Source organism: Mycobacterium sp., assembly GCF_035640695.1.
Taxonomy (GTDB): domain Bacteria; phylum Actinomycetota; class Actinomycetes; order Mycobacteriales; family Mycobacteriaceae; genus Mycobacterium.
In genome coordinates this window covers 1-21626 of record NZ_DASQVQ010000055.1, presented here as the reverse complement: position 1 = coordinate 21626, position 21626 = coordinate 1, and the positions used below count along the sequence as shown (strand labels likewise).

The following is a 21626-nucleotide window of genomic DNA, read 5'->3' as shown; positions in this document are numbered from 1 at the left end:
CTGCTCAAGCAGGTCGATCTTGGCGACCCGGCCGATCTCCACACCGTTGTAGGTGACCTTGCCCCCGCGATCCATCGACAACCCCGCGCGCCCGGCAATCATCGTCAACTGCGTCTTCGGCGTGAAATCACCGCGGAACTGAAGAAACACCAGCGCAAAGATCGTGGCGAGGATCAGCCATGTGATCACATTGGCGGTCTTCAGCGGCGGGTCATACAGCCAGCGCCGCTGTTTAGCGCGCAGCCACGCGGCCGGCGTGGTCCGTCGCTGATCCACCGTGACCCCCTCGACGTGGAACCTTAGCTGCGAGCGTCAGGCGCGCCTCGTATTCTCGCGACGCCGCCAACTTCCTAGGCTGTTTAAGCTTTTCAAGATCAGCGCGTCGCCGCAAATCGGCGCCAGTCGGTCAACGGTGTGCTGACCGTTCCCCCCGCCCTTAAGTGCCCGAGCGCCCCGTCGGCGTCGGCCTCAGGCCGATGCCTTCACCTTGGCGGCCGCGTGTTCGGGCATCGGTTCGTAGCGGACGAACGAGCGGGTGAACGAGCCCGCGCCGTGTGACAGCGAGCGCAGGTCGATGGCGTAGCGGGTCAGCTCCACTTGCGGCACCTCGGCCTTGACCAGCGTGCGGTCGTCGCCGATCTTGTCGGTGCCGAGCAGGCGGCCGCGGCGGCCGGACAGGTCGCTCATCACCGCGCCGACCAGGTCGTCGCGCACCAGCACCGACACCTCGTCGACCGGTTCCAGCAGGTTCACCTTGGTGGCCGCGGCCGCCTCGCGCAGCGCCAGGCCCCCGGCCATCTGGAACGCGAAATCGGATGAGTCGACGCTGTGGGCCTTGCCGTCGAAGAGAGTCACCTGGATGTCGACCACCGGGTAGCCGGCGGCGACGCCCCTTTCCATCTGCGCGCGCACACCCTTCTCCACGCTCGGGATGAACTGCCGAGGCACGGCGCCGCCGACCACCTTGTCGACGAACTGGAATCCCGAGCCCTCCGGCAACGGCTCCACCTCGATGTCGCAGACGGCGTACTGACCATGTCCGCCGGACTGCTTCACGTGCCTGCCGTGGCCTTTGGCCTTGCCGCCGAACGTTTCTCGCAATGGTACGCGGACCTCGATGGTGTCCACCTTGACGCCGTAGCGGTTGGCCAGCGCGTCGAGTACGACGTTGGAATGCGCCTCACCCATGCACCAGAGCACGATCTGATGAGTCTCCTGATTCTGCTCGATGCGCAGCGTCGGATCCTCGGCGGCCAGCCGCTGCAATCCGAGCGACAGCTTGTCCTCGTCGGTCTTGGCCTTCGCCTGCACCGCGACCGGAAGCAGCGGCTCGGGCATCGTCCACGGCTTGAGCACCATTGGATCGGACTTGTCCGACAGCGTGTCACCGGTTTCGGCCCGACTCAGCCGGCCTATCGCGCAGATGTCGCCCGCCACCACGGCCGGCGCGGGGCGTTGCTGCCTGCCCAGCGGGAAGGACAGCGGCCCGATGCGCTCGTCCTCGTCGTGGTCGGCATGGGTGTTTCCCTCACCGAAAAAGGACGTGAAATGGCCCGAAACGTGAACCGTCATGTCCGGCCTGATGGTCCCGGCGAACACCCGGACCAGGCTGACCCTGCCGACGTAGGGGTCCGACGTCGTCTTCACCACCTCGGCGAGCAGCGGCCCGTCCGGATCGCAGGTGAGGCCGGTGCGGGACTTGCCCTGCGGCGTAAACACCTCGGGCAGTGGGTGTTCCAACGGCGACGGGAATCCCTTGCTGGCGATCTCGAGCAGCTCGAGCGTGCCGACGGCGGTGCCGCTGCATACCGGGATCACCGGGAAGAACGAACCACGCGCGACCGCCTTCTCCAGGTCGTCGATCAGCACCGATTGGTCGATTTGCTCGCCGCCGAGGTAGCGGTCCATCAGGGTCTCGTCCTCGGATTCCTCGATGATCCCCTCGATCAGGGTGCCGCGCTGCTCCTCGATCCGGTCGGCGTGCGAAGCGTCGGGTTCGCGGGTGGTCCGCTTGCCGTCGAGGTATTCGTACTGCGTCTGAGACAGCAGCCCGATCAGGCCCTTTTCAGCCGGCAGATACAGCGGCAACACTTTCTCCCCGAAGGCGTTCTGGGCCTCCGCGAGCACGTTCTCGTAGTTGGCCCGGGCGTGGTCGAGCTTCGTGATCACCACGGCTCGCGGCATGCCCACCTGATCGCATTCGTTCCATACCGCCTTGGTCGGCTCATCGACACCCTCGTTGGCCGCGATCACGAACAGCGCGCAATCGGCGGCCCGCAGCCCGGCGCGCAGCTCGCCCACGAAGTCGGCGTATCCGGGCGTGTCGATCAGATTGAGCTTGACGCCCTCGTGCAGCAGCGGAGCAAGCGCGAGCCCAACGGAGCGCTGTTGTCGGATCTCGGCGTCGTCGCTGTCGCAGACCGTCGTGCCGTCCACCACCGAGCCGGCCCTGTTGAGCACTCCGGAGGCGACCAAGAGCGCCTCGATCAGCGTGGTCTTGCCGGAGCACGACGGTCCGACGAGAACCACGTTGCGGATGTTGGCTGGATTGTCGGCGGTCGGTGCGGCTCCCCCGCCCTGGGAAGTACTCGCCTTGTCTGCCATGACGTTTCTCCTAAGCCCCGGCTCGCTTCGCCTCTGCAGGTCGGATCTTGTTAACCCACAATTCCCCCAAGGACCCATCGAGCACAAGAATTCGGTGGAAATCGCCGCGGCCGCTCACCGGCCGTTTACCTGAACCGCTAGTCGCTCCGGCCGGCCCGCGCCGTTGAGCCGCATAACCGCCGGTGCCACAATCGGATTTATGAGCTCAGGCCCCGTGGGCCGGAGAATGGCCGCGGGCAGGTTAACGGACCTCAGATCGGTGACGATGAGGTTCTGGCCGCCGCGCGGCGTCCCGCATGTGGTACGCAGCCCCGAATCGTCAACGTGTGCAGCGGGTGATGGCTGGGCGGAACTGGAGACAAGATGATGATGGAATTGGCCGCCGCCGCGCTTGCCGGCCTGGGTGTGCTGTGGTTGGCGGGGGCAAACATTCGCGTCGTCAAGCAGTTCGAACGCGGCGTCGTGTTCCGCTTCGGGCGCGTGCAGGAGGGCGTTCGTCAACCCGGCCTGACGATGCTGATTCCGATCGCCGATCGCCTGCAGAAGGTGAACATGCAGATCATCACGATGCCGGTGCCCGCCCAAGACGGCATCACCCGTGACAACGTGACGGTCCGCGTCGACGCCGTCATCTACTTCAAGGTCTCCGATCCGGTCCGCGCTGCCGTCGACGTGCAGGACTATATATCGGCGATCGGCCAGGTCGCGCAGACGTCGCTGCGGTCGATCATCGGCAAAAGCAACCTGGACGACCTGCTGTCTAACCGCGAACACCTCAATCAGGGTCTCGAGTTGATGATCGACAGCCCCGCGCTGGGCTGGGGCATCCACATCGACCGCGTCGAGATCAAGGACGTCGTGCTCCCCGACACCATGAAGCGCTCGATCGCGCGCCAAGCGGAGGCCGAGCGCGAGCGACGGGCCCGGGTCATCACCGCGGACGGCGAACTGCAGGCGTCCGAGAAGCTGGCACAGGCGGCCGACGTGATGGGCGAATACCCCGCGGCGCTGCAACTGCGGCTGCTGGAGACCGTCGTCGAGGTAGCCGCCGAGAAGAACTCGACGGTTGTCCTGCCGTTTCCCGTCGAACTGCTGCGGTTCTTGGAACGAGCCACGCCGGAGCGATCGCAGCGACCGGACAAGCCGGCCGTTACACCCCCCGCCGCGGTGCCGGCAGCAAACGGCGAGGCGACGGATCTGGCCCCGCCGGAGATTCCGGACGACACCCGTGCGCTCGAAGGCAAGCCACAGCAGCAGACTCCGGCCTGATCCTTAGCAGCGACGATCCCAGCTGCGGCTGGCATGATCGGCCGTCGTGACCCCGACCGTGCATCACCTCGCCGCGACGCCGTCGACGGTGCATTGGGGCTACTTCGACCCCCGGCTGGAACCGGCGCTGACGGTGGCGTCGGGCGACTTGGTCGCGATCGAAACGCTCACCCACCACGCCGGTGACGCGCCCGATCTGTTGATGGACGCCGGCATCGCCGCGGTGTTCGACGCGGTCCAGGACCGTGGCCCGGGCCCGCACGTGCTCACCGGTCCGATCGCCGTAGCCGGGTCCCGCCCCGGCGACGTGCTGCAGGTCGACATCCTCGAGGCCACCCCGCGCCTGCCCTACGGCTCGAATCTTGCGGCCCATTGGGGCTTCTTGTACGGCGAGTTACCCGTCGAGCGCGTCACCATCTACCAACTGGACATCGACGCCCTGCTCGGCCGGGCGATGTTCGCCTACGACTGGATTACGACGCCGCTGGCCGACCAGCCGGGCACCATCGTCGCGCCCGACGCGAGCCGCCGCGGGCCCGCGCTGTCCGGCGTCGTCGTGCCGCTGCGTCCGCACTTCGGCGCGATGGGCGTCGCGCCGGCCGAGCCGGAGCGGGTCTCGTCGGTGCCGCCCGGCGATCACGGCGGCAACGTGGACAACTGGCGGATCGGCGCGGGTGGCCGGATGTACTACCCGGTCCACGTCGACGGTGCGCTGTTGTCCGTCGGCGACCCGCACGTGTCCCAGGGCGACGCCGAGGTCAGCGGCACCGCACTGGAGGCCTCGCTGAATGGTCTGTTGCGACTGACGATTCGCCGTGACCTTCCGTTCACCGTGCCCGTCCTGGAAACGCCGACCGAACTGCTGGTCCACGGCTTCGGCAACACACTTGACGAGGCGATGAAGGCGGCGGCCCTGCGCACGCTCGCGATACTCGAACGTTACTTCGGCCTCTCTCGCGCCGACGCCTACTCGTTCATGTCCGTCGCGGTGGACTTCACCGTCACTCAGGTGGTCGACCAGCGCCAAGGCGTCCACAGTCGCATCGAAAAAAGTTGTTTCCCAACGTGGGTCGGTGCCGCCCCATGACCTCTGGCATCCGGGCATTCACGTTCACACCCGACGACGGTGTGCCGCCACCGGTCGCGCCGTTCGCCCACGCCACCGCCGCCGGGCAGACGCTCTACGTCACCGGCCAGATGCCCACCGACCTGACCGGCGCGCTCGTGGGCGACGACATCGCTACCCAGACCAACCATGTTCTGCACAACCTGCTGCGCGTCACCGAGCTGTGTGGCGGCGGGTTGACCGATGTCGTCCAGGTCCGGGCGTATCTCGTCGACTGGGACGACTATGAGGCGTTCAATGCGGCCTACGCGCCGTGGTTCTCCGGTCGCCTGCCCAGCCGTACCTGTGTGGGCACCGCCGGTCTTGCCGTTGGGGCTCGCGTCGAGATCGACTGGGTGTGTTGGCGCAGCGACGGCTGGAATCACTAGGCCGCGCAAGGCGGCGCCGCGCCCGCCGCGACCGTTCCGCGGGCGCGCGACGTGGCCAGCACCGAGCCCGCGAGGATCAGCACGAACGCGGTGATCATCGACGGCGTCAGCGGCTCGCCGAGCAGCACCACGCCCGCGGTCACCGCGACGGCCGGATTCACATAGGTGAACACCATCGCCCGCGTCGCACCGACCTCACGGATCAGCGCGAAGAAGACGACGAACGCCAGCGCGGTGCACAGCAGGGCAAGGCCGGCGAGCGCCAGCAGCACCCGGGTTGACGGCGTCGACGTTGGCCAGGTGGCCGCCGCCGGAGCGGCGTAGACGATTGCGGCGAGCGCGAGACAGGTGGCCGTGAGCGGCACATCGGGAACGTCGGCCATCCGGTGTCCGGCGATCAGCGGCGCCGTGGCGTACCCGACCGCCACTACCAACATCTCGCCCACCGACAGCGCGGTCCCGCCGCCCAGCTGCGGCGCGGCCAGCAACACGACTCCGCCGAACCCAACCAGCAGGCCGATCAACCGTGTTCGGCCCAGCCGTTCGGTGTCGCCGAAGAATCGGGCCAACACCGCCGAAATGATCGGGACGGAAGCGATCAGCAACCCTGCCATCGAACTGGACAAGCGGCGTTCGGCGTCGGCGATCAGCCACCACGGCCCGATGATCTCGAGCACAGCGAACGCCAGCACCCATGGCCAGTGCAGCCGCACGACGTCGAAGCCTCCGGCGCGGATGGCCAGCGGTAGCAGCACCGCCGCGCCGACCGCTGTGCGTGCGAGCACCAGCACCGGCGCCGACACCTCAATGACAGCCACCTTGATCATCAGATACGGGATGCCCCACAACACGCACATCGCGCCGAACAGCACCCACCCGCGTCGACTCACCGGCTACCCCAAACCGTCGGTCTGTGGATTGAAAGCGCGGAATGCATGCTCTCGGAACGTATCATTGGCGATGCTTGCCGCGGGTCGGGGGTTACTCCACCGCAATCTGGGCGCAGCTCCCAGCCGCAACGGATGCCGTCAAGATTGAACCGGGCACCGTCAAGACATCGTCAAGAGCTGTTCCATGGACCGTCGGCGCGCGCACGGTGAATTTATGACGCTTTTTGACCTTCTGCCGTCGATGCAGCACGCGGCCAGACCGCGAATAGACCACGTGATCTGGCCCTTGACCACGCAAGTCGACGAAATGGGGCGGCTGTGCATTGGCGGTGTGTCGTTGACCGACGTCGCCGACGAGTTCCGTACCCCCGCGTATGTCCTCGATGAGGCCGACTTCCGGCATCGAATCCGGCGCTACCGCACCGCACTACCGGACGTCCGGTTGGTTTACGCTGGCAAGTCGCTGCTCACCATCGCGGTGGCGCGCTGGGTCGCCGAAGAGGGCCTGGGCCTGGACGTCTGCTCGGGTGGCGAGCTGGCCACCGCGCTGGCGGCAGGGGTCGACACCACGCGGATTGTCATGCACGGCAATGCGAAGACCCCCGACGAGTTGTTCGACGCGGCCACGGTCGGTGTGGGCCGGATTGTCGTGGACACGCCCTTCGAGATCGCCTTTCTGGCCGGGCGTGTGCGCCGGCCTCAGCGGTTGCTCGTCAGGGTCACCCCCGACGTCGACGTCCACGGGCACCGCTCCGTGGTGACCGGGGTGACCGATCAGAAGTTCGGCTTCGCGCTGGCCGGCGGACACGCCGAAATGGCGGTCAAGCGGATCCTCGATCAGCCGCTGCTGGAGCTCGTCGGTTTGCATTGCCACATCGGGTCGCAGGTGACCGACGCCTCGCTCTACGGTGAGGCCATCCGCAGAATGATCGCGTTGATGGCCGACATCCGTGCGCGGCACGGCGTGATACTCACCGAGCTGAATATCGGTGGCGGACATGGCATTCCGTATGTCTCCGGTGATCACGCGCTGGACCTTGGGCAGTTGGCCGACGTTATCGACGATGCGCTCGATGCCGCCTGTGCCGCCGAGCGTTTTCCGCGGCCGGCGATCGTGATCGAGCCCGGGCGGGCGATCAGCGGCCGTGCGGGCGTCACCCTCTATCGCGTCGTCTCGGTCAAGTCGCAACCGGGTGGCCGCACGTTCGTCGCCGTCGACGGTGGCATGAGTGACAATCCGCGAGTCGTCCTGTACGACGCGAAATACACAGTGGTGCTGGCCAATCGCCACCCGTTAGGGCCCACGCAGCCGATGACCGTTGTCGGCCGGCACTGCGAAGCCGGCGACGAGATCGCCCGCGACGTGTTACTGCCGAACGACATTCATCCCGGTGACCTGCTCGCCGTGGCGTGTACCGGCGCCTACCACCACAGCATGGCGTCGAACTACAACCTGGTCGGCCGGCCGCCGGTCATCGCGGTCAGGGACGGCCAGACCCGGGAGCTGGTGCGCCGCGAGACGATCGCCGATCTGCTGTCCCGCGACCGCGGATGGGCGATGGCACCGGCCAATCCATCCCGTGAAGCCACGCGGACCGGCTGCGATGCCCTATTACGCGGGGAATGATGCCCTGTCACGCGGAGAATAGGGGCTATCCCGCAACGAACTCCGCAAAGCGCCGCAGGCCCGACCCCCAGCCGTCGGGCGCGCCAACCGCCTCCGCCATGCCCTGACCGCCGTCGGAAATGCGCCAGAAGTCGTTGTGCACCACGACGACGCGCGTGCGGTCGCCTTCGGCACTGAACGAAACCGATACGCGCGATGCCTTTTCGACGTCGGTTTCCAGCTGCCACGTGCCGTTGATCATCCATCCGAACACGAATCCGGCCGGCGGATCCCATTCGACGACCTGGCCCCACGTCGATTCGCTGCCGTCCTCGCAGCTGTCGTAGATGCGGCCACCGACGCGAGGTTCGACGGTCATCGCGACCACCGGGGACGACGCGAGGTGATGCTCGGCGGGCCACCATTCGGCCATGTGGTTGGTGAACAGGTCGAACGCGCGCTCGGGCGAAGCGCCGACGGTGATCTCACGGCGAACATCGGTGGTAGTGCTGGTCATGACTGACCTCCTGGGTCGGCGGGATGATTTTCGGCGAACGCGGCGAACGCGGCGAAGGACTCCAATGCGTCGCGCCACATGATGTCGAGCCACTGGCGAAGTACCTCGAATCCATCGGTGGTCACGCTGTACACGCGGCGGGTTCCGACCGGCCGGGATGTGACGATGCCGGCATCCTTGAGGATCTTGAGGTGTTGCGACACCGCAGGCCGGCTGATCGGAAGTTCATCCGCGAGTTCCTGTACCGATGACGGCTTCTTACGCACCATCTCGAGGATGTCGCGCCGAGTGGCGTCGGCGAGAGAGTCCAGGACCCGTCCGTAAGTCACCACTTACCGTTCATATCAACTTACGGACGCTGCGTCAAGACGGCGCCAAGACGGCGCCAAAGACCGATCTTGGCGAGCCGCTCGGCCACAGACGTTCCCGGACGTGACTATTTGTGCTTACCTGTCAACTGGGAGAATGCAAGGCGAACCGCTGCGTCGCCGTGGAAGGACACGCCGTCGATGGGAGTTGACCCGGGCACCCAGAGCGCGCCCGAAGATCCGGGCTCGGCGTTGGCAGGGTTGCGAGTGATCGTGGCAGAGGACGATGTGCTGCTGCGCGAGGGCCTGGCAAGTCTGCTGACGCGTTCGGGCTTCGACGTCGTCGGCCAGGCCGGCGACGCCACTGAGCTGCTCGCATTGGCGCGCGAGAACCGCCCCGACGTGGTCATCGTGGACATTCGGATGCCGCCGAGCTTTTCGACCGAGGGCCTCGACGCGGCCCGGCAGATCCGGGCGGATCTGCCCGACACCGGAATCATGGTCCTTTCGGCGCATGTCGACGTCGAGCATGCGATGGAGCTGCTGGCCGGCGGCCACGGCATCGGATATCTGCTCAAGACGAGGGTCACCGACGTCGCGGACTTCATCGATTCCCTCGAGCGGGTGGCCAAAGGGGCTTCGGTGGTGGATCCCGCGCTCGTTCAGGAATTGGTGTCCGGGCGCCGGCGCGATGATCCACTCGCCGTGCTGAGCACGCGCGAACACGAGGTACTGGAGCTGATGGCCGAAGGCCGCTCGAATGCCGGCATCGCGCGTCGGTTGTGGGTGACCGAGGGCACCGTGGAAAAACACGTGCGCAGCATCCTGACCAAGCTGGACCTGGGCGAGACCGATGATGATCACCGGCGGGTGCGCGCCGTGATCACGTTCCTCGAATCCCGCTAGCCGCCCGCCTCCACATTCCCATCCTGGAGCAGGAGATCATGAATTGCCCGCGACGACAGCGCCGATTTGGCCAGGAATCCCACCGCCGGGCTGGCGTTGATCATCTCCGCGAAATCCTGTTCCGAGTGGGTCGAAATCAGGATCACGGGCGGTGGTGTCGCGCAGCCGGAATTGTGTAGCTGATCGATCAGGTCGAAGCCGCTCTCGGTGCCGAGGTCGACATCGATCAACGCAAAGTCGGGTCGCAGCTGCTCGAAACAAAGCAGCCCCTCGGCGCTGCTTGACGCCTTGCCGACAACCTTGATGCCCTCGCGCTCCAGCAACTTGGTGGCGGCGTTAATGAAATCGCGGTTGTCGTCGACGATCAGGCAGCGCAGCTGCTTAACCTGCGACACCATGGGTCAAGTGTGCCGAAGCCGAACCTGGCACCGCATTCCGGGTAGCAGGAAGCCTGTTGCGCGCACGGAAGCGGGCCGATGGCAGCTAGCGGGTACGCCCGAATAGCAGCAGGCGGTACCCGATGATGGGCGGCAGCCATAGCGACACCACCCGGCCGATGCGCGATGCTGACAACCGCTGTCACCGATCGGAAGAGCGCAATGAAGGCCACAACACTGGGCAGAAGTGGGCTGCGGGTCTCGCGGCTGGCGTTTGGTACGTGGCAGCTCGGTGGGGACTGGGGACATTTCGACGAGGACTCGGCGATCGCCGCGATTCACCGCGCCCGCGAGCTCGGCGTCAACTTCTTCGACACCGCGCAGGCGTACGGCTTCGGGGCGTCGGAGCGCCTCCTCGGCAAGGCTCTTCGTGACGAACTCCGCAGTGCTCGCGATCGGCTGGTGATCGCCACCAAGGGCGGGTTGCGGATGACGGACTCGGGGCTGGTGCGCGATGCGAGCCCCGAGTGGCTGCGGAAAGGCGTCGACGAGAGTCTCACAGCGTTGGGCGTCGACCACATCGACCTCTACCAGGTGCACTGGCCCGATGCGACCGTGCCCGCCGCGGAAACCGCCGGTGCGCTGGGCGAGCTCGTCGCCGCGGGCAAGATCGGCCACGTCGGCGTGTCGAACTACGACACCGTGCAAATGGCCGAATTCGCCGCCACGCTGCCGGTCGAGACCGTGCAGCCGCCGTACCACTTGTTCCGTCGCGGGATCGAAGACGACCTGCTTCCGTACTGCCGGGCCGAGAACATCGGCGTGCTGGTGTACGGACCGCTGGCGCACGGCTTGCTCACCGGAACGCTGAACCCGAACACCAAGTTCGCCGACGATGATTGGCGCAGCAAGAGCGCGGTGTTCACGGGCGATACCTACCGGCGCAATCTCGAGACCGTGCGCGAGTTGGAGGCCTTCGCGGCCGATCGCGGCATCACCATCAGCCAGTTGGCGATCGCGTGGACTCTCGCGCATCCCGCCGTGCACGTCGCGATCGTCGGTGCTCGCCAGGTCAAGAATGTCGACGACAGTCTGGCCGCCGTGGACGTCCTATTGACCGAGGTCGACCTCATCGAGATCGACAAGATCATGGTCTCGGCTACGCCGGTTGCCGGGCCGTCTCCGGAAAGCGTGTGAAGTCGACGCTGTTGGGCTGCCCTTGCGCACGAGTGTGACGTCGGCTGATGTTGCGCACTACCGCTCCGCCGGCGTGGCTCGGGATTGTCGTCGCCGCGACGCTGATCGCGGTCGAGAGCCTCGTCGTGGGGTTGCTCCGAACGGTATCGGCGCACGAAAGCTTCGGCATGCTTTATCTGTTCGGTGTCTTGGTGGTCTCGGCGTTGTGGGGATTAGGGCTTGCGACGATGATGTCGCTGGCCAGTGCGGTTGCCCTGGACTACTTCCGTGACGGTCACCTCGGGCCGTTCGACCTCGAAAACGGCGTGGTCGTCGCCGTTTTCCTGGTGGTCGCGTTGGTGACGAACTTTGTCGCGGGATTGGCGCGAACTCGCGCGCTCGAGGCCGACCAGCGTCGCGCCGAAACACACCGCGCGCACCTCATGGTGCAGGCAAGTCACGACAGATTGATGGTGCTCGCAGAACACCAGGCCGCCCTCAGGCGGGTTGCCACTGTCGTTGCGCGGGGGGCGAGACCGGCGCGGGTGTTCGCCGCGGTGGCCGATGAAATGGCCAGGTGTCTCGCGGTGGAAAACGCGTGGGTGCTTCGCTACGAAAGCAACGGAGACGCGACCTTCGTCGGCGTTCACTACCGGCCGGGATTGCTGACGATGCCGGTCGTCGGCGAGCGCTTGCCACTTGAGGGTGACAACGTCGCGGCGAAGTTGTTGCAGACCGGCCGCACCGCCCGGATTGACGATTACGAGAACGCCGTCGGCCCGGTCGCGGCACGGATTCTTGGCTCCGGCATCACGTCGGTAGCCGGAGCGCCGATCGTCGTCGACGCCCGGGTCTGGGGCGCGGCCATCGTGGGATCCCGGCGACGCGAACCGTTGCCGCCGGACACCGAGGCGCGTGTCAGCGACTTCGCCGATCTGGTGGCGACCGCGCTTGCCAACGCGGCCACCCGCGACGAATTGATCGCCTCGCGAGCTCGCATCGTGGCGGCCGCCGACGAGGCGCGGCGCCGCCTGGAGCGTGATCTGCACGACGGCGCCCAACAACGCCTTGTCGCGCTGGGCCTCGACGTGCGCACCGCCGAGGCCGCGGTGCCAGACGAGCTTGCCGGCCTCAAACAACAGTTCTCGCGCATCGTTTCCTCCTTGACGGGCGTGTTAGAGGACCTGCAAGAGATATCCAGAGGGATTCACCCGGCGGTCTTGTCCAACGGTGGACTGGGTCCGGCGCTCAAGACGCTCGCGCGCCGTTCCGCGGTTCCCGTCACGCTTGATGTGGCCATCGACCGCCGGTTGCCGGCTTCCGTTGAGGTCGCCGCGTATTACGTTGTGGCCGAGGCGCTCACCAATACGGCCAAGCACGCTCAGGCCGAGCAGGTGAGCGTGTCCGCACGCGCCGATGATGCGAATCTCAGGATCATTATCGAAGATGACGGCATCGGCGGAGCCGACATCCGCAAGGGGTCGGGACTGGTGGGATTGAGAGACCGCGTCGAGGCCTTCGGCGGCACACTGACACTCGCGAGTCAACCAGGAAGCGGAACCGTGCTGCGCGTCGAGATCCCACTGGTTACCGGTTAACCGCGAGTTCACCAAGATTGGTGCCGAATTGAAGCTGGCAGGTATGCCGGCGGGGTGCTGGCGGGCAGGGATGGTTGGGCGGTAGCGCTGACGACAGCGACGCCCCACCACGAGATCGTTATTCCATGGAAGCGGTCACGTCCCCGGCATCCGTTCGCGTGATCACGGACACCGACACACACACCGTTAAGACTCACACCGTCAAGACCGCGATCGGTTCGTGGCCGGCGGTGAAGTACGCGGTCGAGGCGATCGGGACCTTCTACCTGGTGTTGACCGTGGGCGCCGCCGTGTCCAACCCCAGTCCGCTGTCGCCGCTGATCATCGGAGCGGCGCTGATCGTGATGATCTACGCCGGCGGCGACGTGTCCGCCGCTCACTGCAACCCGGCTGTCACCCTTGCGCTTTTGTTGCGACGCTGGATCGGGATTCGTGACGCCGCCGGTTACTGGACGGTGCAACTCGGTGCCGGACTCTTCGCCGCGGTCGTGGTACGGGCAATCGTGAGTCCGGCCCGCCTCGCGAACACCGCCGCGCTGACACCCGGCGGCCCAACGCTGATCGCTGCGTTGGCAATTGAACTGCTTGTCGCGTTCGCGTTGTGCTATGCGGTGCTGAACACCGTCGCACCCAAGGGTCAGCCATCAAGCTGGCTCCACGGCATGGCGATTGGGCTCGCCATGGTGGCGAGCGCGGCCCTGGTCGGCGCCATCTCGGCGCATGCGGGCGCCATCTCGGGGGAGGCGTCGAACCCGCAGACCACGGCCGGCGCCGCGCTGACTCAAACGGGCGCGCTGACTCAAACGTTTGGCTGGCCGACGTGGTGGGTGTACCTGGTGGCGCAGATCATCACCTGCACCGCTGCCGGCGTCGCGTTTCTCAAACTCAGTCCCGATGATGCGCATAGGAGCCGACAGACACTATGACCAGCCCAGTCGCGACCACACGGCCCGGCGGATCTGAGTGCGACACCGAACTGACGAACCGCTTCCAGGCCGATGTCATCCCGTTGCTTGACCAGCTCTATCGTCAGGCGTTACGCATGACCCACAGCCATGAGGATGCAGAAGACCTGCTCCAGGACACAATGGTGAAGGCCTACACCGGATTTCACTCGTTCCAGCAAGGCACCAACGTCAAGGCGTGGCTGTTTCGTATCCTGACGAACACCTACATCAACAGCTATCGCAAGAAGCAGCGGCGGCCGGTGCAGTTGGCAACCGATCAGATCACCGATCAGCAGCTCACGACGGCGGCCCAGCACGCGGCGGCGGGTCTGCGATCGGCCGAGGAGCAGGCGCTTGAGGCATTGCCGGACAACGAAATAAAGGCTGCGATGCAGGCGCTGCCGGAGCAATTCCGGATGGTCGTGTACTACGCGGACGTCCAAGGCTTCCGGTGCAGGGAAATCGCCGAGATCATGCGCACGCCCAACGGCACCGTGATCTCGCGTCTGCAACGTGGACGCCGTCAATTGCGCAACATCCTGTCAAATTCGGCCAAACCGAGCCCCAGCCGGCCCGAACCGCTCCATCCACCTCATGCGGCTCCGAGACGGCACATCGGCGAACTGAGTCACACTGCCCGCAAGGCCAGTTGACCAGGCGCGCCCATGCATCCGCCATGTCGGCTAAACTCATTGCGCACCAAGCAATCCAGATGCGTCACGGTGCAGTGACGGCCAAGATAGCACGTTGTAGCGTCGATCCAATTACCAGGAAGTTCGCATGCCTCAACATGATCCGAACCAACGTGGTGCCGTCATCGACCACCCACGGCCCAGCCAAAGCGGCCACCTCAACCCACATCGCGGTCACCGCCAACTGATCGGTCACGTCATCTTGACGCTGCTGTTGGTGATCGTCGCCGTCACCGTGATCTCGCTGTCGCTGTTCTGAGGACCGTAGTCCGAAAACCTCCCCCGATTGGCAATCGCCGTGGCCATGGGCAATAGTGAACTAACAGTTCAGGACTTGAGTTGGAGGCCAGCGCTCGACCTGGTGTTCGGGCCTGCCGTGTACCGCCTCGTCACCGGGCACGCGCGGTTGGACGCGGCGGCGGCCGACGCGATTGTCGACGCCGCGATGCGCGGCATGTCGCGCTGAGCCGTTCGGTCATGCGATGCGTCCCCCGTGCGGCCGGATTCATTGGGCGGGGACAGAGAGCTCGGCCGTCATGTGCGGATGGAACTCGAACAGGCAACGGCGACCTTGTCGTAAACGCGTCGGCCCCAGGCCATTTCAGGCTGGGGCCGACGCGCCTCGGAGCTGTTATGTGCCGGCTGGTCCCGAGTTGAGCACCCGCTGCAAGTCGGGCTTCATCTGCTGCAGCTGCTGACCCCAGTAACCCCAGCTGTGTGTCCCGTTGTCCGGGAAGTTGAACACCGCGTTGCGGCCACCGGCGGCGAGGTATTTATCTCGCCACGTCAGGTTCGTGCGAAGGGTGAAGCCCTCCAGGAACGTTGCCGGCAAGTCGGCGCCGCCCAGTTCGTTCGGGGTGCCGTTGCCGCAGTACAGCCAGATGCGGGTGTTGTTCTGCACCAGCCGCGGGATCTGCAGCATCGGGTCGTTGCGCTGCCACGCCGGATCACTTGACGGACCCCACATGCTGCTGGCGTTGTAGCCGCCGGCGTCGTTCATCGCCATACCGATCAATGTCGGCCACCATCCTTCCGACGGGTTCAGGAAGCCCGACAGCGAGCCGGCGTAGATGAACTTGTCCGGATAGTAGGCCGCCAGAATCATCGCCGAGTTGCCCGACATCGACAGGCCCACCGCCGCATTGCCCGTCGTCGACACACCCTTGTTGGCCGACATCCACTGTGGCAGCTCCTGAGTCAGGAAGGTCTCCCACTTGTAGGTGTAGTTCTGGCCGTTGCCCTGCGATGGCTGATACCAGTCGGTGTAGAAGCTGGACTGACCGCCGACCGGCATGATCACCGATATACCGGACTTGTAGTACCACTCAAAGGCCGGGGTGTTGATGTCCCAGCCGTTGTAGTCGTCCTGCGCACGCAGGCCGTCCAGCAGGTAGAGCGCGTGTGGACCGCCGCCCTGGAACTGAATCTTGATGTCTCGGGCCATCGATGGCGACGGCACCATCAGATACTCGACCGGCAGACCCGGTTTGGAGAACGCCGACGCCGTGGCTGTGCCGCCCACCAGCCCGATCAGCCCGGGCAACAGGGCGGCCGTCACTGTTGCGACTGTCATTCGCGACAGCCATTTACCGAGGTACTTCCTTCTCATTCCTGCAACCCATCCCATCTTTCGTATGTCGCACCCCATGCGATCGATGAAGCAATGCCTCGGTAATCAAACATGGCCAGACGCGGTGTAACCGGTTGCTGTTGGTAGATGTCGCATCGCGGTTGGCTAACGAATTGATAAGCACCGCGCCTGCCGTCAACCCCGCGCTGTGCGGGACAATCGCGGCTTAACCAAACCGAGCCGACGGGTCGGCGGTGGCCTCGATTTTGACGACGATGCTGTCACGCACGGTCAGAACGATGACGACGAACAGCCGTCGATTGGCAAAGCCGAGCAACACCGGCTGCCCGACCGGTCCACTGACCAGCGTGACACCCGGCCCCAGGTACCGCAGCAGATTTCTGGCCACATCCTCTGCGCCGTAATTGATCTGCGGTGCGGGCGCGGGATCGCCGACCACTGTGCCAACACCCCAAACGTCGGGATCGAGCACCGCGGTGAGCGCCCGGATGTCGCCGTTCGCGCACGCGGTGATGAACTTCTCGGTGACTCGTTGATGTTCCAGCTTCGGCACCTCGACCAGCCGGGGCTTGCTGCTGTCGATCTTCCCGCGGGCCCGGCGCGCGAGTTGGCGGCAGGTTCCGACCGGCCGGCCCACCGTGTCGGCGATCTTGTCGAACGGAATCTGGAACACGTCGTGCAGCACGAAGGCCACGCGTTCGCCGGGGGTGAGGCGGCGCAGCACCTCGAGCAGTGCCGTGCTTACCTCGTCGTCGAGGGTGACCCGGTCGGCGGGGTCTGCGGAACGGGACTGGTTCACCGGCGGGCCGGCCTCGAGTGCCGCAGGGTCACCGGGGTGCTCGCGCCGGGCCCGCGCCGACCGCGCCAGATCCAGACACAGCCGCCCGGCCACCACGGTCAGCCAGCCGCGGACGTCGTCGATCTCGCCTTGGTTCGTACCGGAAAACCGCAGAAACGCCTCCTGCACAACGTCTTCGGCGTCACCGATGTCCCCGAGCATCTGATAGGCGAGGTTCACCAGGTATGGACGGTGGCTGCGCCATGCCGCCGTGACCTCGTCCCCCGGCGGGACCGCCGATGGATCTCGCATGCAATGAAGACGAACCGGGCCGCCTAAAAGTTACAGCCGCTGCATTGTCACTTTTCCGGCCGCCGCTCCGTCCTTGTTCGCATAACGCGATTCGGAAGGAGCCAAACCATGGCGATCGTTGTCACCGGGGCGACCGGCAATGTGGGCCGACCGCTGGTCATGCTGCTGCACGAGGCCGGTGTCCGCGTGCGCGCGGTCACCCGCAACCCGGATGCCGCGGGCTTCCCGGCCGGTGTCGAGGCGGTGCCCTCGGCCACCGCCGCGCTGCCCGGAGCCTCGGCCGTGTTCCTCAATTCCCGCGCCCTAGGCGCCGAACTCGCCGATGTAGTCGAGTTGGCGCGGCGTGCGGGGGTTCGCCGGCTTGTCGCGTTGTCGGCCATAAACGCCGACGACGACTTCTCGCGTCAACCGTCGCGGTTTCGCGGCGACCGCAACAAGGAGGTCGAACAACTGGCCGTCGACTCGGGTCTGGAGTGGGTGAGTCTGCGCCCCGGGTTCTTTGCCACCAACCTCTCCGGGATGTGGGCGGCTCAGATCCAGTCCGGTGACGTCGTCTACGGTCCATACCAGACGGCGTCGATCGCACCCATCGTCGAGCGCGACATCGCCGAGGTTGCCGCGCACGGCCTTCTCACCGACGACCTTGTCGGCCAGCGGATTCCATTGACCGGGCCGGAGGCGCTTACCAATGCACAGCTGGTGGAAGTGATCGGTGCGGTGCTAAACCGTGCGCTGCGATACCAGGAAGTCCCCGCGGAGGTGGTGCGGGAGAGGTTCATTGGGATCGGCTTTTCTGCCGACTTCGCGGACGCGTATTTGGCCTTCCTGTCGAGCAACAACGACACCACAGCGCTGGTGACTCGGGACGTGGAGAAGATCCTGGGCCGGCCCGCACAGACGTTCGCGCACTGGGTATCCGAGCATCGCGACCTCTTTACCGCAAGGGCGGCAACAAATGTCTGATCCGCGCCCGCCGTGGTGGCTGAAGCCGATGAACAAGGTCATGATCGCTGTCCAAAAGATGGGGATAATAACGGGTCCGGCGATGGTTTTGACCGTGCCCGGACGCAAGTCCGGTCAACCGCGAAGCACGCCGATGACTCCGTTCGAACTGGACGGGAACCTGTACACGGTGGCTGGATTTCCCGGCGCGGATTGGGCCAAAAACGCGCGGGCGGCCGGCGCCGGCACCCTCAGTCGGGGGCGAAAGTCCCGGCCCGTCAGGATCGTTGAGCTCAGCGCCGAGCAGGCACGCCCGGTGCTGCGGTCCTTCCCGGTGAAAGTGCCGATCGGGGTCGGGTTCGGTAAACGCTCCGGGCTGATTCGGGAGGGCACCCCCGACGAGTTCGAGGCCCTCGCCGGAAGATGCCCGGTGTTCAGGTTCGACCCGATCGCCGCGAACCAGCCGGCGCCGTGAGACGCGCCCGCAGCGATATCGTGCGGCCACAGCATCCGGGCCTACACTCGCCGCATGATCAGCCGGCCCGGCCACGTCGCGGTGCTCGGTGTGCTGGCCGTCTCCGCGTTCGCGGCGCTGTCCACCGACATCCACGACATCCACGTCGCCGCGCCGGTGGACGTGGTCGCGGCAATCCCGGCACCGGCGCACGTCGTGATAGTTGTGGAGGAGAACCACTCCAACGCCGCCGTCATCGGCAACAAGTCCGCGCCCTACATCAACGCACTGGCGGCCAACGGCGCGCTGATGACCCAGTCCTACGCGGAAACCCATCCGAGTGAGCCGAATTACCTGGCGCTGTTCGCCGGCAGCACCCTCGGGCTGAACTCCGATGCCTGCCCCGTGAATGCGGGGGCCGCACCGAATCTGGGATCGGAGCTGTTGGCCGCCGGACACACCTTCGCCGGGTTCTCGGAGGATCTGCCCAGCGTGGGTTCCCCGGCCTGCACGTCAGGCAAATACGCCCGCAAGCACGCGCCGTGGGCCAACTTCACCAACGTGCCGCCCGCAAGCTCGGTGCCGTTCACCGAGTTCAACGCCCGGTCTGATTACTCCAGCCTGCCGACGGTGTCGTTCGTCATCCCGAACCTCGACAACGACATGCACGACGGAACCATTGCCCAGGCCGACGCCTGGCTCAACACCAACCTGGCGGCGTACGCGAACTGGGCGCAGGCCAATAACAGCCTGCTGATCCTGACCTGGGACGAGGACGACAACGGTCCGAAAAACCAGATACCCACGGTGTTTTACGGCGCGCACGTCAAGCCCGGAACGTACGCCGAGCCGATCAGCCACTACAACGTGCTGTCGACTCTGCAGGAGATGTACGGCCTGCCCAAGACCGGACTGGCGGCGAATGCGCCCCCGATCACCGATATTTGGGCCTGATCGGGCCGTGAACCGGGCAAATCCCTATTCGGAGTCCTCGAGGGCCTCGCCGAGCTCCCGCGCGATGCGGCTGTGGTGGTTGCTGGCCAGCGCGTGGCCGGCACCGATCGCGACGGCGACCGGCCAATCGATGATCTCCACGGCAGCCAGCGCGGCAAGGGCGCCGTAATAGGCAAGCTGGTCCGGCCGCGGTATGCGGAGACGTCCCACCACGGGAAGATTCACCGCAAATGATTCGGCCTCCTGGACGCGTTCCACCGCGCCGCGATGCGAGGTCCTGTGTGGTGACTTGTCGGTCATTTGTTGCCTCTTCGTCATGGCGTGTTTGTCGGCGTGTCGAGTGATCCAGCGAACCTGGTAGTCGTGTCCAATCCGGCTATGGGTGTGAGCACAGACCCGCTGACCGACGTGGTCGCGCGTGTCCTCGCCGTGCCGTTGCGCCAGTTGTACGCCGTGCTGTGGCGCGCGGGCGTCGTCGAGATCGTCGACTGAGCGGAATCGGCTTCGCCTGACGGTTCTGCGCCGAAGCGTGCGGCGATCAGTCGCGGCGCGATTGCGGCGGCCGCTGTCGCGAGCGTAGCCGACCCCAGTGCCTGCGCCCAGCCGACCGGCCCCAGCGGTGTGCTTCCGAGCAACTGGCTGACGCCCGGTGTGCTGATCGCCGCTCCCATCACGATCAATGACCCGGCGGCCGTCGTCACGACGAGCGGGCTGCGCGAGTCAAGCAGCGTCTGGCCGAGCTGTGTGGCCACCAGCGCGACCAGCGCGACCGTGGACGCGCGCCGCGGTCGTCCGGTGACGCTGGCCAGGGCCCAGGCGGTGGTAGCGCCCGCGGCCGTGGTGGCGCCCCGAACCGCAACCGTGCGCCACAGCGCCGCCTGGTCGGGACCGCGTCCGGCAAAACCGTCTTCGGCCGGAGCGCTGACCGCCAGGGCCGCGGCGGGCAGCGCATCGGTCAGCATGTTGACCAACAACAGCTGCCGGGTGTTCAGCGGCGAACGGCCGGTGAGCGCGCTGCCGATGATCGCGAACGCGACTTCGCCGGCATTCCCGCCGAGCAACACCGACACCGCGGCCTGCACCCGTCGCCACAGCTGGCGGCCCTCGTCGAGCGCGTCGAGCAGAGCACTGATCCGCCCGTCGAGCAGCATCACGTCCGCCGCGGTGCGCGCCGGATCGCTGCCCGGCGATGCGACGCCGATGCCGACGGTCGCCGCGCGGATCGCGGCGGCGTCGTTGGCGCCGTCGCCGACCATCGCGCAGACCTGGCCGCTGCGTTCGAGCGTCTGAACGATCTGCACCTTGTTCTCCGGCGTCATGCGCGCGAACACCACCCGATCGGTCACGGCCTGTTCCTGGCCGCGACGCGACAGCGCCTCCCATTCGGAGCCGCTGATGACGTGCTCGGCGGTGACCGGTATGCCGAGCTCTCGGGCCACCGCGGCGGCGGTCACCGGATGGTCACCTGTGATTAACCGCACACCGACTTGGCTCTCGCCCAACGACGCCAGCACGTCGGCCGCATCCGAGCGCGGGGTATCCGAAAGGCCGAGCAGTCCCGCGGGACGCATGCCTTCCTTGCACAACGCAGCGAACGCGTCCTGGTCGTCGCATGCCGACTGCGCCTGCTCGGCCGTCACGGGCCGCCGCGCGACCGCGATCACCCGCAAGCCGTCCTCGGCCATTTGATGAACCATGTGTTCGACCGGCTCGTTCTGCCCGGTGCACGCTCTCAACACGACTTCCGGTGCGCCCTTCATGGTCAGCTCGGTGCGCGACACCGAAGCGGAGAACGGGCGACCGGACCGAAATGGCAAGTGTCCCAAGCCGGGTTCGGCGGGTGCCACGCCGGCTTTGGCGGCCGCCTCGCTGACGGCGGTATCGGTGGCGTGTGGATGACGGCCGCCGCCGTCGGGGACGGGGGTCGCCCGTGCTGCGCATCCGAGCACCTCGTCGACCGACATTCCGGGTGCCGGGCGTACGTGCGCGACGCGCAACCGATTTTCGCTCAGCGTGCCGGTCTTGTCGAAGCAGACGACGTCGACGCGGCCGAGCGCTTCCACCGAGCGGGGGCTGCGCACCAATGCGCCCAGCTTCGTCAACCGTCGCGCGGACGCCTGTTGCGCAAGCGTCGCGACGAGAGCCAGGCCCTCCGGCACCGCGGCCACGGTGACGGCCACGCCGCTGGCGACGGCTTGGCGCAGACTGGCG

Annotated in this window: 24 protein-coding genes and 1 pseudogene; 15 read left to right on the top strand and 10 right to left on the bottom strand. The window is 66.3% G+C overall.

Going from position 1 to position 21626, the window contains the following annotated elements:
- The coding region (locus VE759_RS06655) for an MlaD family protein (RefSeq protein ID WP_324929430.1) at positions 1–219 on the bottom strand (219 nt) is incomplete at its 3' end.
- A gap of 249 nt (positions 220–468) precedes the next feature.
- Positions 469–2604, bottom strand: a complete 2136-nt coding sequence (locus VE759_RS06650; RefSeq protein ID WP_324929427.1) for an elongation factor G-like protein EF-G2 — start codon at positions 2602–2604, stop codon at positions 469–471.
- A gap of 366 nt (positions 2605–2970) precedes the next feature.
- Here VE759_RS06650 and VE759_RS06645 point away from each other — a divergent pair, with 366 nt between their 5' ends.
- The 3 genes from VE759_RS06645 to VE759_RS06635 are packed head-to-tail and all read left to right on the top strand — an operon-like array spanning position 2971 to position 5367.
- Positions 2971–3873, top strand: coding sequence for an SPFH domain-containing protein (locus VE759_RS06645; RefSeq protein ID WP_414687846.1), 903 nt, complete (start codon positions 2971–2973; stop codon positions 3871–3873).
- A gap of 46 nt (positions 3874–3919) precedes the next feature.
- A complete protein-coding gene (locus VE759_RS06640; protein WP_324929423.1) occupies positions 3920–4960 on the top strand; it encodes an acetamidase/formamidase family protein in 1041 nt (346 codons plus the stop codon).
- Positions 4957–5367: a RidA family protein gene (locus tag VE759_RS06635; protein WP_324929421.1), complete on the top strand. Its 411-nt coding sequence runs from the start codon at positions 4957–4959 to the stop codon at positions 5365–5367. The genes VE759_RS06640 and VE759_RS06635 overlap by 4 nt, the downstream gene beginning before the upstream one ends.
- Here VE759_RS06635 and VE759_RS06630 read toward each other — a convergent pair.
- Complete coding sequence (locus tag VE759_RS06630; protein WP_324929419.1) at positions 5364–6257, bottom strand: DMT family transporter; 894 nt, start codon at positions 6255–6257, stop codon at positions 5364–5366. The two genes, VE759_RS06635 and VE759_RS06630, sit on opposite strands and share 4 nt — an antisense overlap.
- A 214-nt stretch (positions 6258–6471) precedes the next feature.
- Here VE759_RS06630 and lysA point away from each other — a divergent pair, with 214 nt between their 5' ends.
- Positions 6472–7884 carry a diaminopimelate decarboxylase gene (lysA, locus tag VE759_RS06625; RefSeq protein WP_324929417.1) on the top strand — a complete coding sequence of 471 codons (1413 nt, stop codon included), beginning with the start codon at positions 6472–6474 and terminating at the stop codon, positions 7882–7884.
- Between the two features lie 25 nt (positions 7885–7909).
- Here the strand turns inward: lysA and VE759_RS06620 are convergent, their stop codons facing one another.
- Both VE759_RS06620 and VE759_RS06615 read right to left on the bottom strand, forming a co-directional pair.
- Positions 7910–8380, bottom strand: a complete 471-nt coding sequence (locus tag VE759_RS06620; RefSeq protein WP_324929415.1) for an SRPBCC family protein — start codon at positions 8378–8380, stop codon at positions 7910–7912.
- The gene (locus VE759_RS06615) at positions 8377–8712 is read right to left on the bottom strand and encodes a metalloregulator ArsR/SmtB family transcription factor (protein WP_324929413.1); all 336 of its coding nucleotides are present in this window, start codon (positions 8710–8712) and stop codon (positions 8377–8379) included. The genes VE759_RS06620 and VE759_RS06615 overlap by 4 nt, the downstream gene beginning before the upstream one ends.
- Before the next feature lie 177 nt (positions 8713–8889).
- Here VE759_RS06615 and VE759_RS06610 point away from each other — a divergent pair, with 177 nt between their 5' ends.
- Positions 8890–9594 (top strand): response regulator transcription factor, encoded by a 705-nt coding sequence (locus VE759_RS06610; RefSeq protein ID WP_414687845.1) that lies wholly within the window; start codon positions 8890–8892, stop codon positions 9592–9594.
- Here VE759_RS06610 and VE759_RS06605 read toward each other — a convergent pair.
- The gene (locus VE759_RS06605; RefSeq protein WP_324929411.1) at positions 9591–9992 is read right to left on the bottom strand and encodes a response regulator; all 402 of its coding nucleotides are present in this window, start codon (positions 9990–9992) and stop codon (positions 9591–9593) included. The two genes, VE759_RS06610 and VE759_RS06605, sit on opposite strands and share 4 nt — an antisense overlap.
- Before the next feature lie 201 nt (positions 9993–10193).
- Between VE759_RS06605 and VE759_RS06600 the strand changes: the two genes are divergently transcribed.
- From VE759_RS06600 to VE759_RS06575, 6 genes are all read left to right on the top strand, one after another.
- On the top strand, positions 10194–11168 hold the full coding sequence (locus VE759_RS06600; RefSeq protein WP_324929409.1) for an aldo/keto reductase: 975 nt from the start codon (positions 10194–10196) through the stop codon (positions 11166–11168).
- Positions 11169–11215: 47 nt separating this feature from the next.
- Positions 11216–12745: a GAF domain-containing protein gene (locus VE759_RS06595; RefSeq protein ID WP_324929407.1), complete on the top strand. Its 1530-nt coding sequence runs from the start codon at positions 11216–11218 to the stop codon at positions 12743–12745.
- Between the two features lie 125 nt (positions 12746–12870).
- Positions 12871–13671 carry an aquaporin gene (locus VE759_RS06590; RefSeq protein WP_324929405.1) on the top strand — a complete coding sequence of 267 codons (801 nt, stop codon included), beginning with the start codon at positions 12871–12873 and terminating at the stop codon, positions 13669–13671.
- Entirely contained in the window at positions 13668–14345 is a 678-nt protein-coding gene (locus VE759_RS06585; RefSeq protein WP_324929403.1) for a sigma-70 family RNA polymerase sigma factor, read from the top strand. The genes VE759_RS06590 and VE759_RS06585 overlap by 4 nt, the downstream gene beginning before the upstream one ends.
- Before the next feature lie 127 nt (positions 14346–14472).
- Entirely contained in the window at positions 14473–14643 is a 171-nt protein-coding gene (locus tag VE759_RS06580; protein WP_324929401.1) for a hypothetical protein, read from the top strand.
- A 75-nt stretch (positions 14644–14718) separates the two neighbouring features.
- Positions 14719–14850, top strand: coding sequence for a hypothetical protein (locus VE759_RS06575; protein ID WP_324929399.1), 132 nt, complete (start codon positions 14719–14721; stop codon positions 14848–14850).
- 165 nt (positions 14851–15015) lie between these two features.
- On the opposite strand, the gene VE759_RS06570 is transcribed toward VE759_RS06575, so the two are convergent.
- Together VE759_RS06570 and sigI are read right to left on the bottom strand one after the other, a co-directional pair.
- Complete coding sequence (locus VE759_RS06570; protein ID WP_414687844.1) at positions 15016–15957, bottom strand: esterase family protein; 942 nt, start codon at positions 15955–15957, stop codon at positions 15016–15018.
- A gap of 223 nt (positions 15958–16180) precedes the next feature.
- Positions 16181–17065 carry an RNA polymerase sigma factor SigI gene (gene sigI / locus VE759_RS06565; protein ID WP_324929395.1) on the bottom strand — a complete coding sequence of 295 codons (885 nt, stop codon included), beginning with the start codon at positions 17063–17065 and terminating at the stop codon, positions 16181–16183.
- Between the two features lie 108 nt (positions 17066–17173).
- Between sigI and VE759_RS06560 the strand changes: the two genes are divergently transcribed.
- From VE759_RS06560 to VE759_RS06550, 3 genes are read left to right on the top strand one after another with little or no spacing between them, the layout of a single operon-like run.
- The gene (locus tag VE759_RS06560; protein ID WP_324929393.1) at positions 17174–18028 is read left to right on the top strand and encodes an NAD(P)H-binding protein; all 855 of its coding nucleotides are present in this window, start codon (positions 17174–17176) and stop codon (positions 18026–18028) included.
- Positions 18021–18482 (top strand): nitroreductase family deazaflavin-dependent oxidoreductase, encoded by a 462-nt coding sequence (locus VE759_RS06555; protein WP_324929391.1) that lies wholly within the window; start codon positions 18021–18023, stop codon positions 18480–18482. The genes VE759_RS06560 and VE759_RS06555 overlap by 8 nt, the downstream gene beginning before the upstream one ends.
- A gap of 54 nt (positions 18483–18536) precedes the next feature.
- Entirely contained in the window at positions 18537–19415 is an 879-nt protein-coding gene (locus VE759_RS06550) for an alkaline phosphatase family protein (RefSeq protein WP_324929389.1), read from the top strand.
- A gap of 24 nt (positions 19416–19439) precedes the next feature.
- On the opposite strand, the gene VE759_RS06545 is transcribed toward VE759_RS06550, so the two are convergent.
- Positions 19440–19715, bottom strand: a complete 276-nt coding sequence (locus VE759_RS06545; protein ID WP_324929387.1) for a hypothetical protein — start codon at positions 19713–19715, stop codon at positions 19440–19442.
- A gap of 78 nt (positions 19716–19793) precedes the next feature.
- Here VE759_RS06545 and VE759_RS22835 point away from each other — a divergent pair, with 78 nt between their 5' ends.
- On the top strand, positions 19794–19907 hold the full coding sequence (locus VE759_RS22835) for an Rv1535 domain-containing protein (RefSeq protein ID WP_349256016.1): 114 nt from the start codon (positions 19794–19796) through the stop codon (positions 19905–19907).
- 119 nt (positions 19908–20026) lie between these two features.
- On the opposite strand, the pseudogene VE759_RS06540 reads toward VE759_RS22835, so the two are convergent.
- Positions 20027–21478 (bottom strand): annotated as a pseudogene (locus tag VE759_RS06540) (HAD-IC family P-type ATPase); the annotation flags it as partial.
- Between the last annotated feature and the right edge of the window lie 148 nt (positions 21479–21626).

Bases quoted from the DNA above. Each gene is read 5' to 3' on its own strand.
- VE759_RS06650 (WP_324929427.1), bottom strand. From the start codon at position 2,604: ATGGCAGACAAGGCGAGTACTTCCCAGGGCGGGGGAGCCGCACCGACC.
- VE759_RS06645 (WP_414687846.1), top strand. From the start codon at position 2,971: ATGATGGAATTGGCCGCCGCCGCGCTTGCCGGCCTGGGTGTGCTGTGG.
- VE759_RS06635 (WP_324929421.1), top strand. From the start codon at position 4,957: ATGACCTCTGGCATCCGGGCATTCACGTTCACACCCGACGACGGTGTG.
- lysA (WP_324929417.1), top strand. From the start codon at position 6,472: ATGACGCTTTTTGACCTTCTGCCGTCGATGCAGCACGCGGCCAGACCG.
- VE759_RS06620 (WP_324929415.1), bottom strand. From the start codon at position 8,380: ATGACCAGCACTACCACCGATGTTCGCCGTGAGATCACCGTCGGCGCT.
- VE759_RS06610 (WP_414687845.1), top strand. From the start codon at position 8,890: ATGGGAGTTGACCCGGGCACCCAGAGCGCGCCCGAAGATCCGGGCTCG.
- VE759_RS06605 (WP_324929411.1), bottom strand. From the start codon at position 9,992: ATGGTGTCGCAGGTTAAGCAGCTGCGCTGCCTGATCGTCGACGACAAC.
- VE759_RS06600 (WP_324929409.1), top strand. From the start codon at position 10,194: ATGAAGGCCACAACACTGGGCAGAAGTGGGCTGCGGGTCTCGCGGCTG.
- VE759_RS06595 (WP_324929407.1), top strand. From the start codon at position 11,216: ATGTTGCGCACTACCGCTCCGCCGGCGTGGCTCGGGATTGTCGTCGCC.
- VE759_RS06590 (WP_324929405.1), top strand. From the start codon at position 12,871: ATGGAAGCGGTCACGTCCCCGGCATCCGTTCGCGTGATCACGGACACC.
- VE759_RS06585 (WP_324929403.1), top strand. From the start codon at position 13,668: ATGACCAGCCCAGTCGCGACCACACGGCCCGGCGGATCTGAGTGCGAC.
- VE759_RS06580 (WP_324929401.1), top strand. From the start codon at position 14,473: ATGCCTCAACATGATCCGAACCAACGTGGTGCCGTCATCGACCACCCA.
- VE759_RS06570 (WP_414687844.1), bottom strand. From the start codon at position 15,957: ATGACAGTCGCAACAGTGACGGCCGCCCTGTTGCCCGGGCTGATCGGG.
- sigI (WP_324929395.1), bottom strand. From the start codon at position 17,065: ATGCGAGATCCATCGGCGGTCCCGCCGGGGGACGAGGTCACGGCGGCA.
- VE759_RS06560 (WP_324929393.1), top strand. From the start codon at position 17,174: ATGGCGATCGTTGTCACCGGGGCGACCGGCAATGTGGGCCGACCGCTG.
- VE759_RS06555 (WP_324929391.1), top strand. From the start codon at position 18,021: ATGTCTGATCCGCGCCCGCCGTGGTGGCTGAAGCCGATGAACAAGGTC.
- VE759_RS06550 (WP_324929389.1), top strand. From the start codon at position 18,537: ATGATCAGCCGGCCCGGCCACGTCGCGGTGCTCGGTGTGCTGGCCGTC.
- VE759_RS06545 (WP_324929387.1), bottom strand. From the start codon at position 19,715: ATGACCGACAAGTCACCACACAGGACCTCGCATCGCGGCGCGGTGGAA.
- VE759_RS22835 (WP_349256016.1), top strand. From the start codon at position 19,794: ATGGGTGTGAGCACAGACCCGCTGACCGACGTGGTCGCGCGTGTCCTC.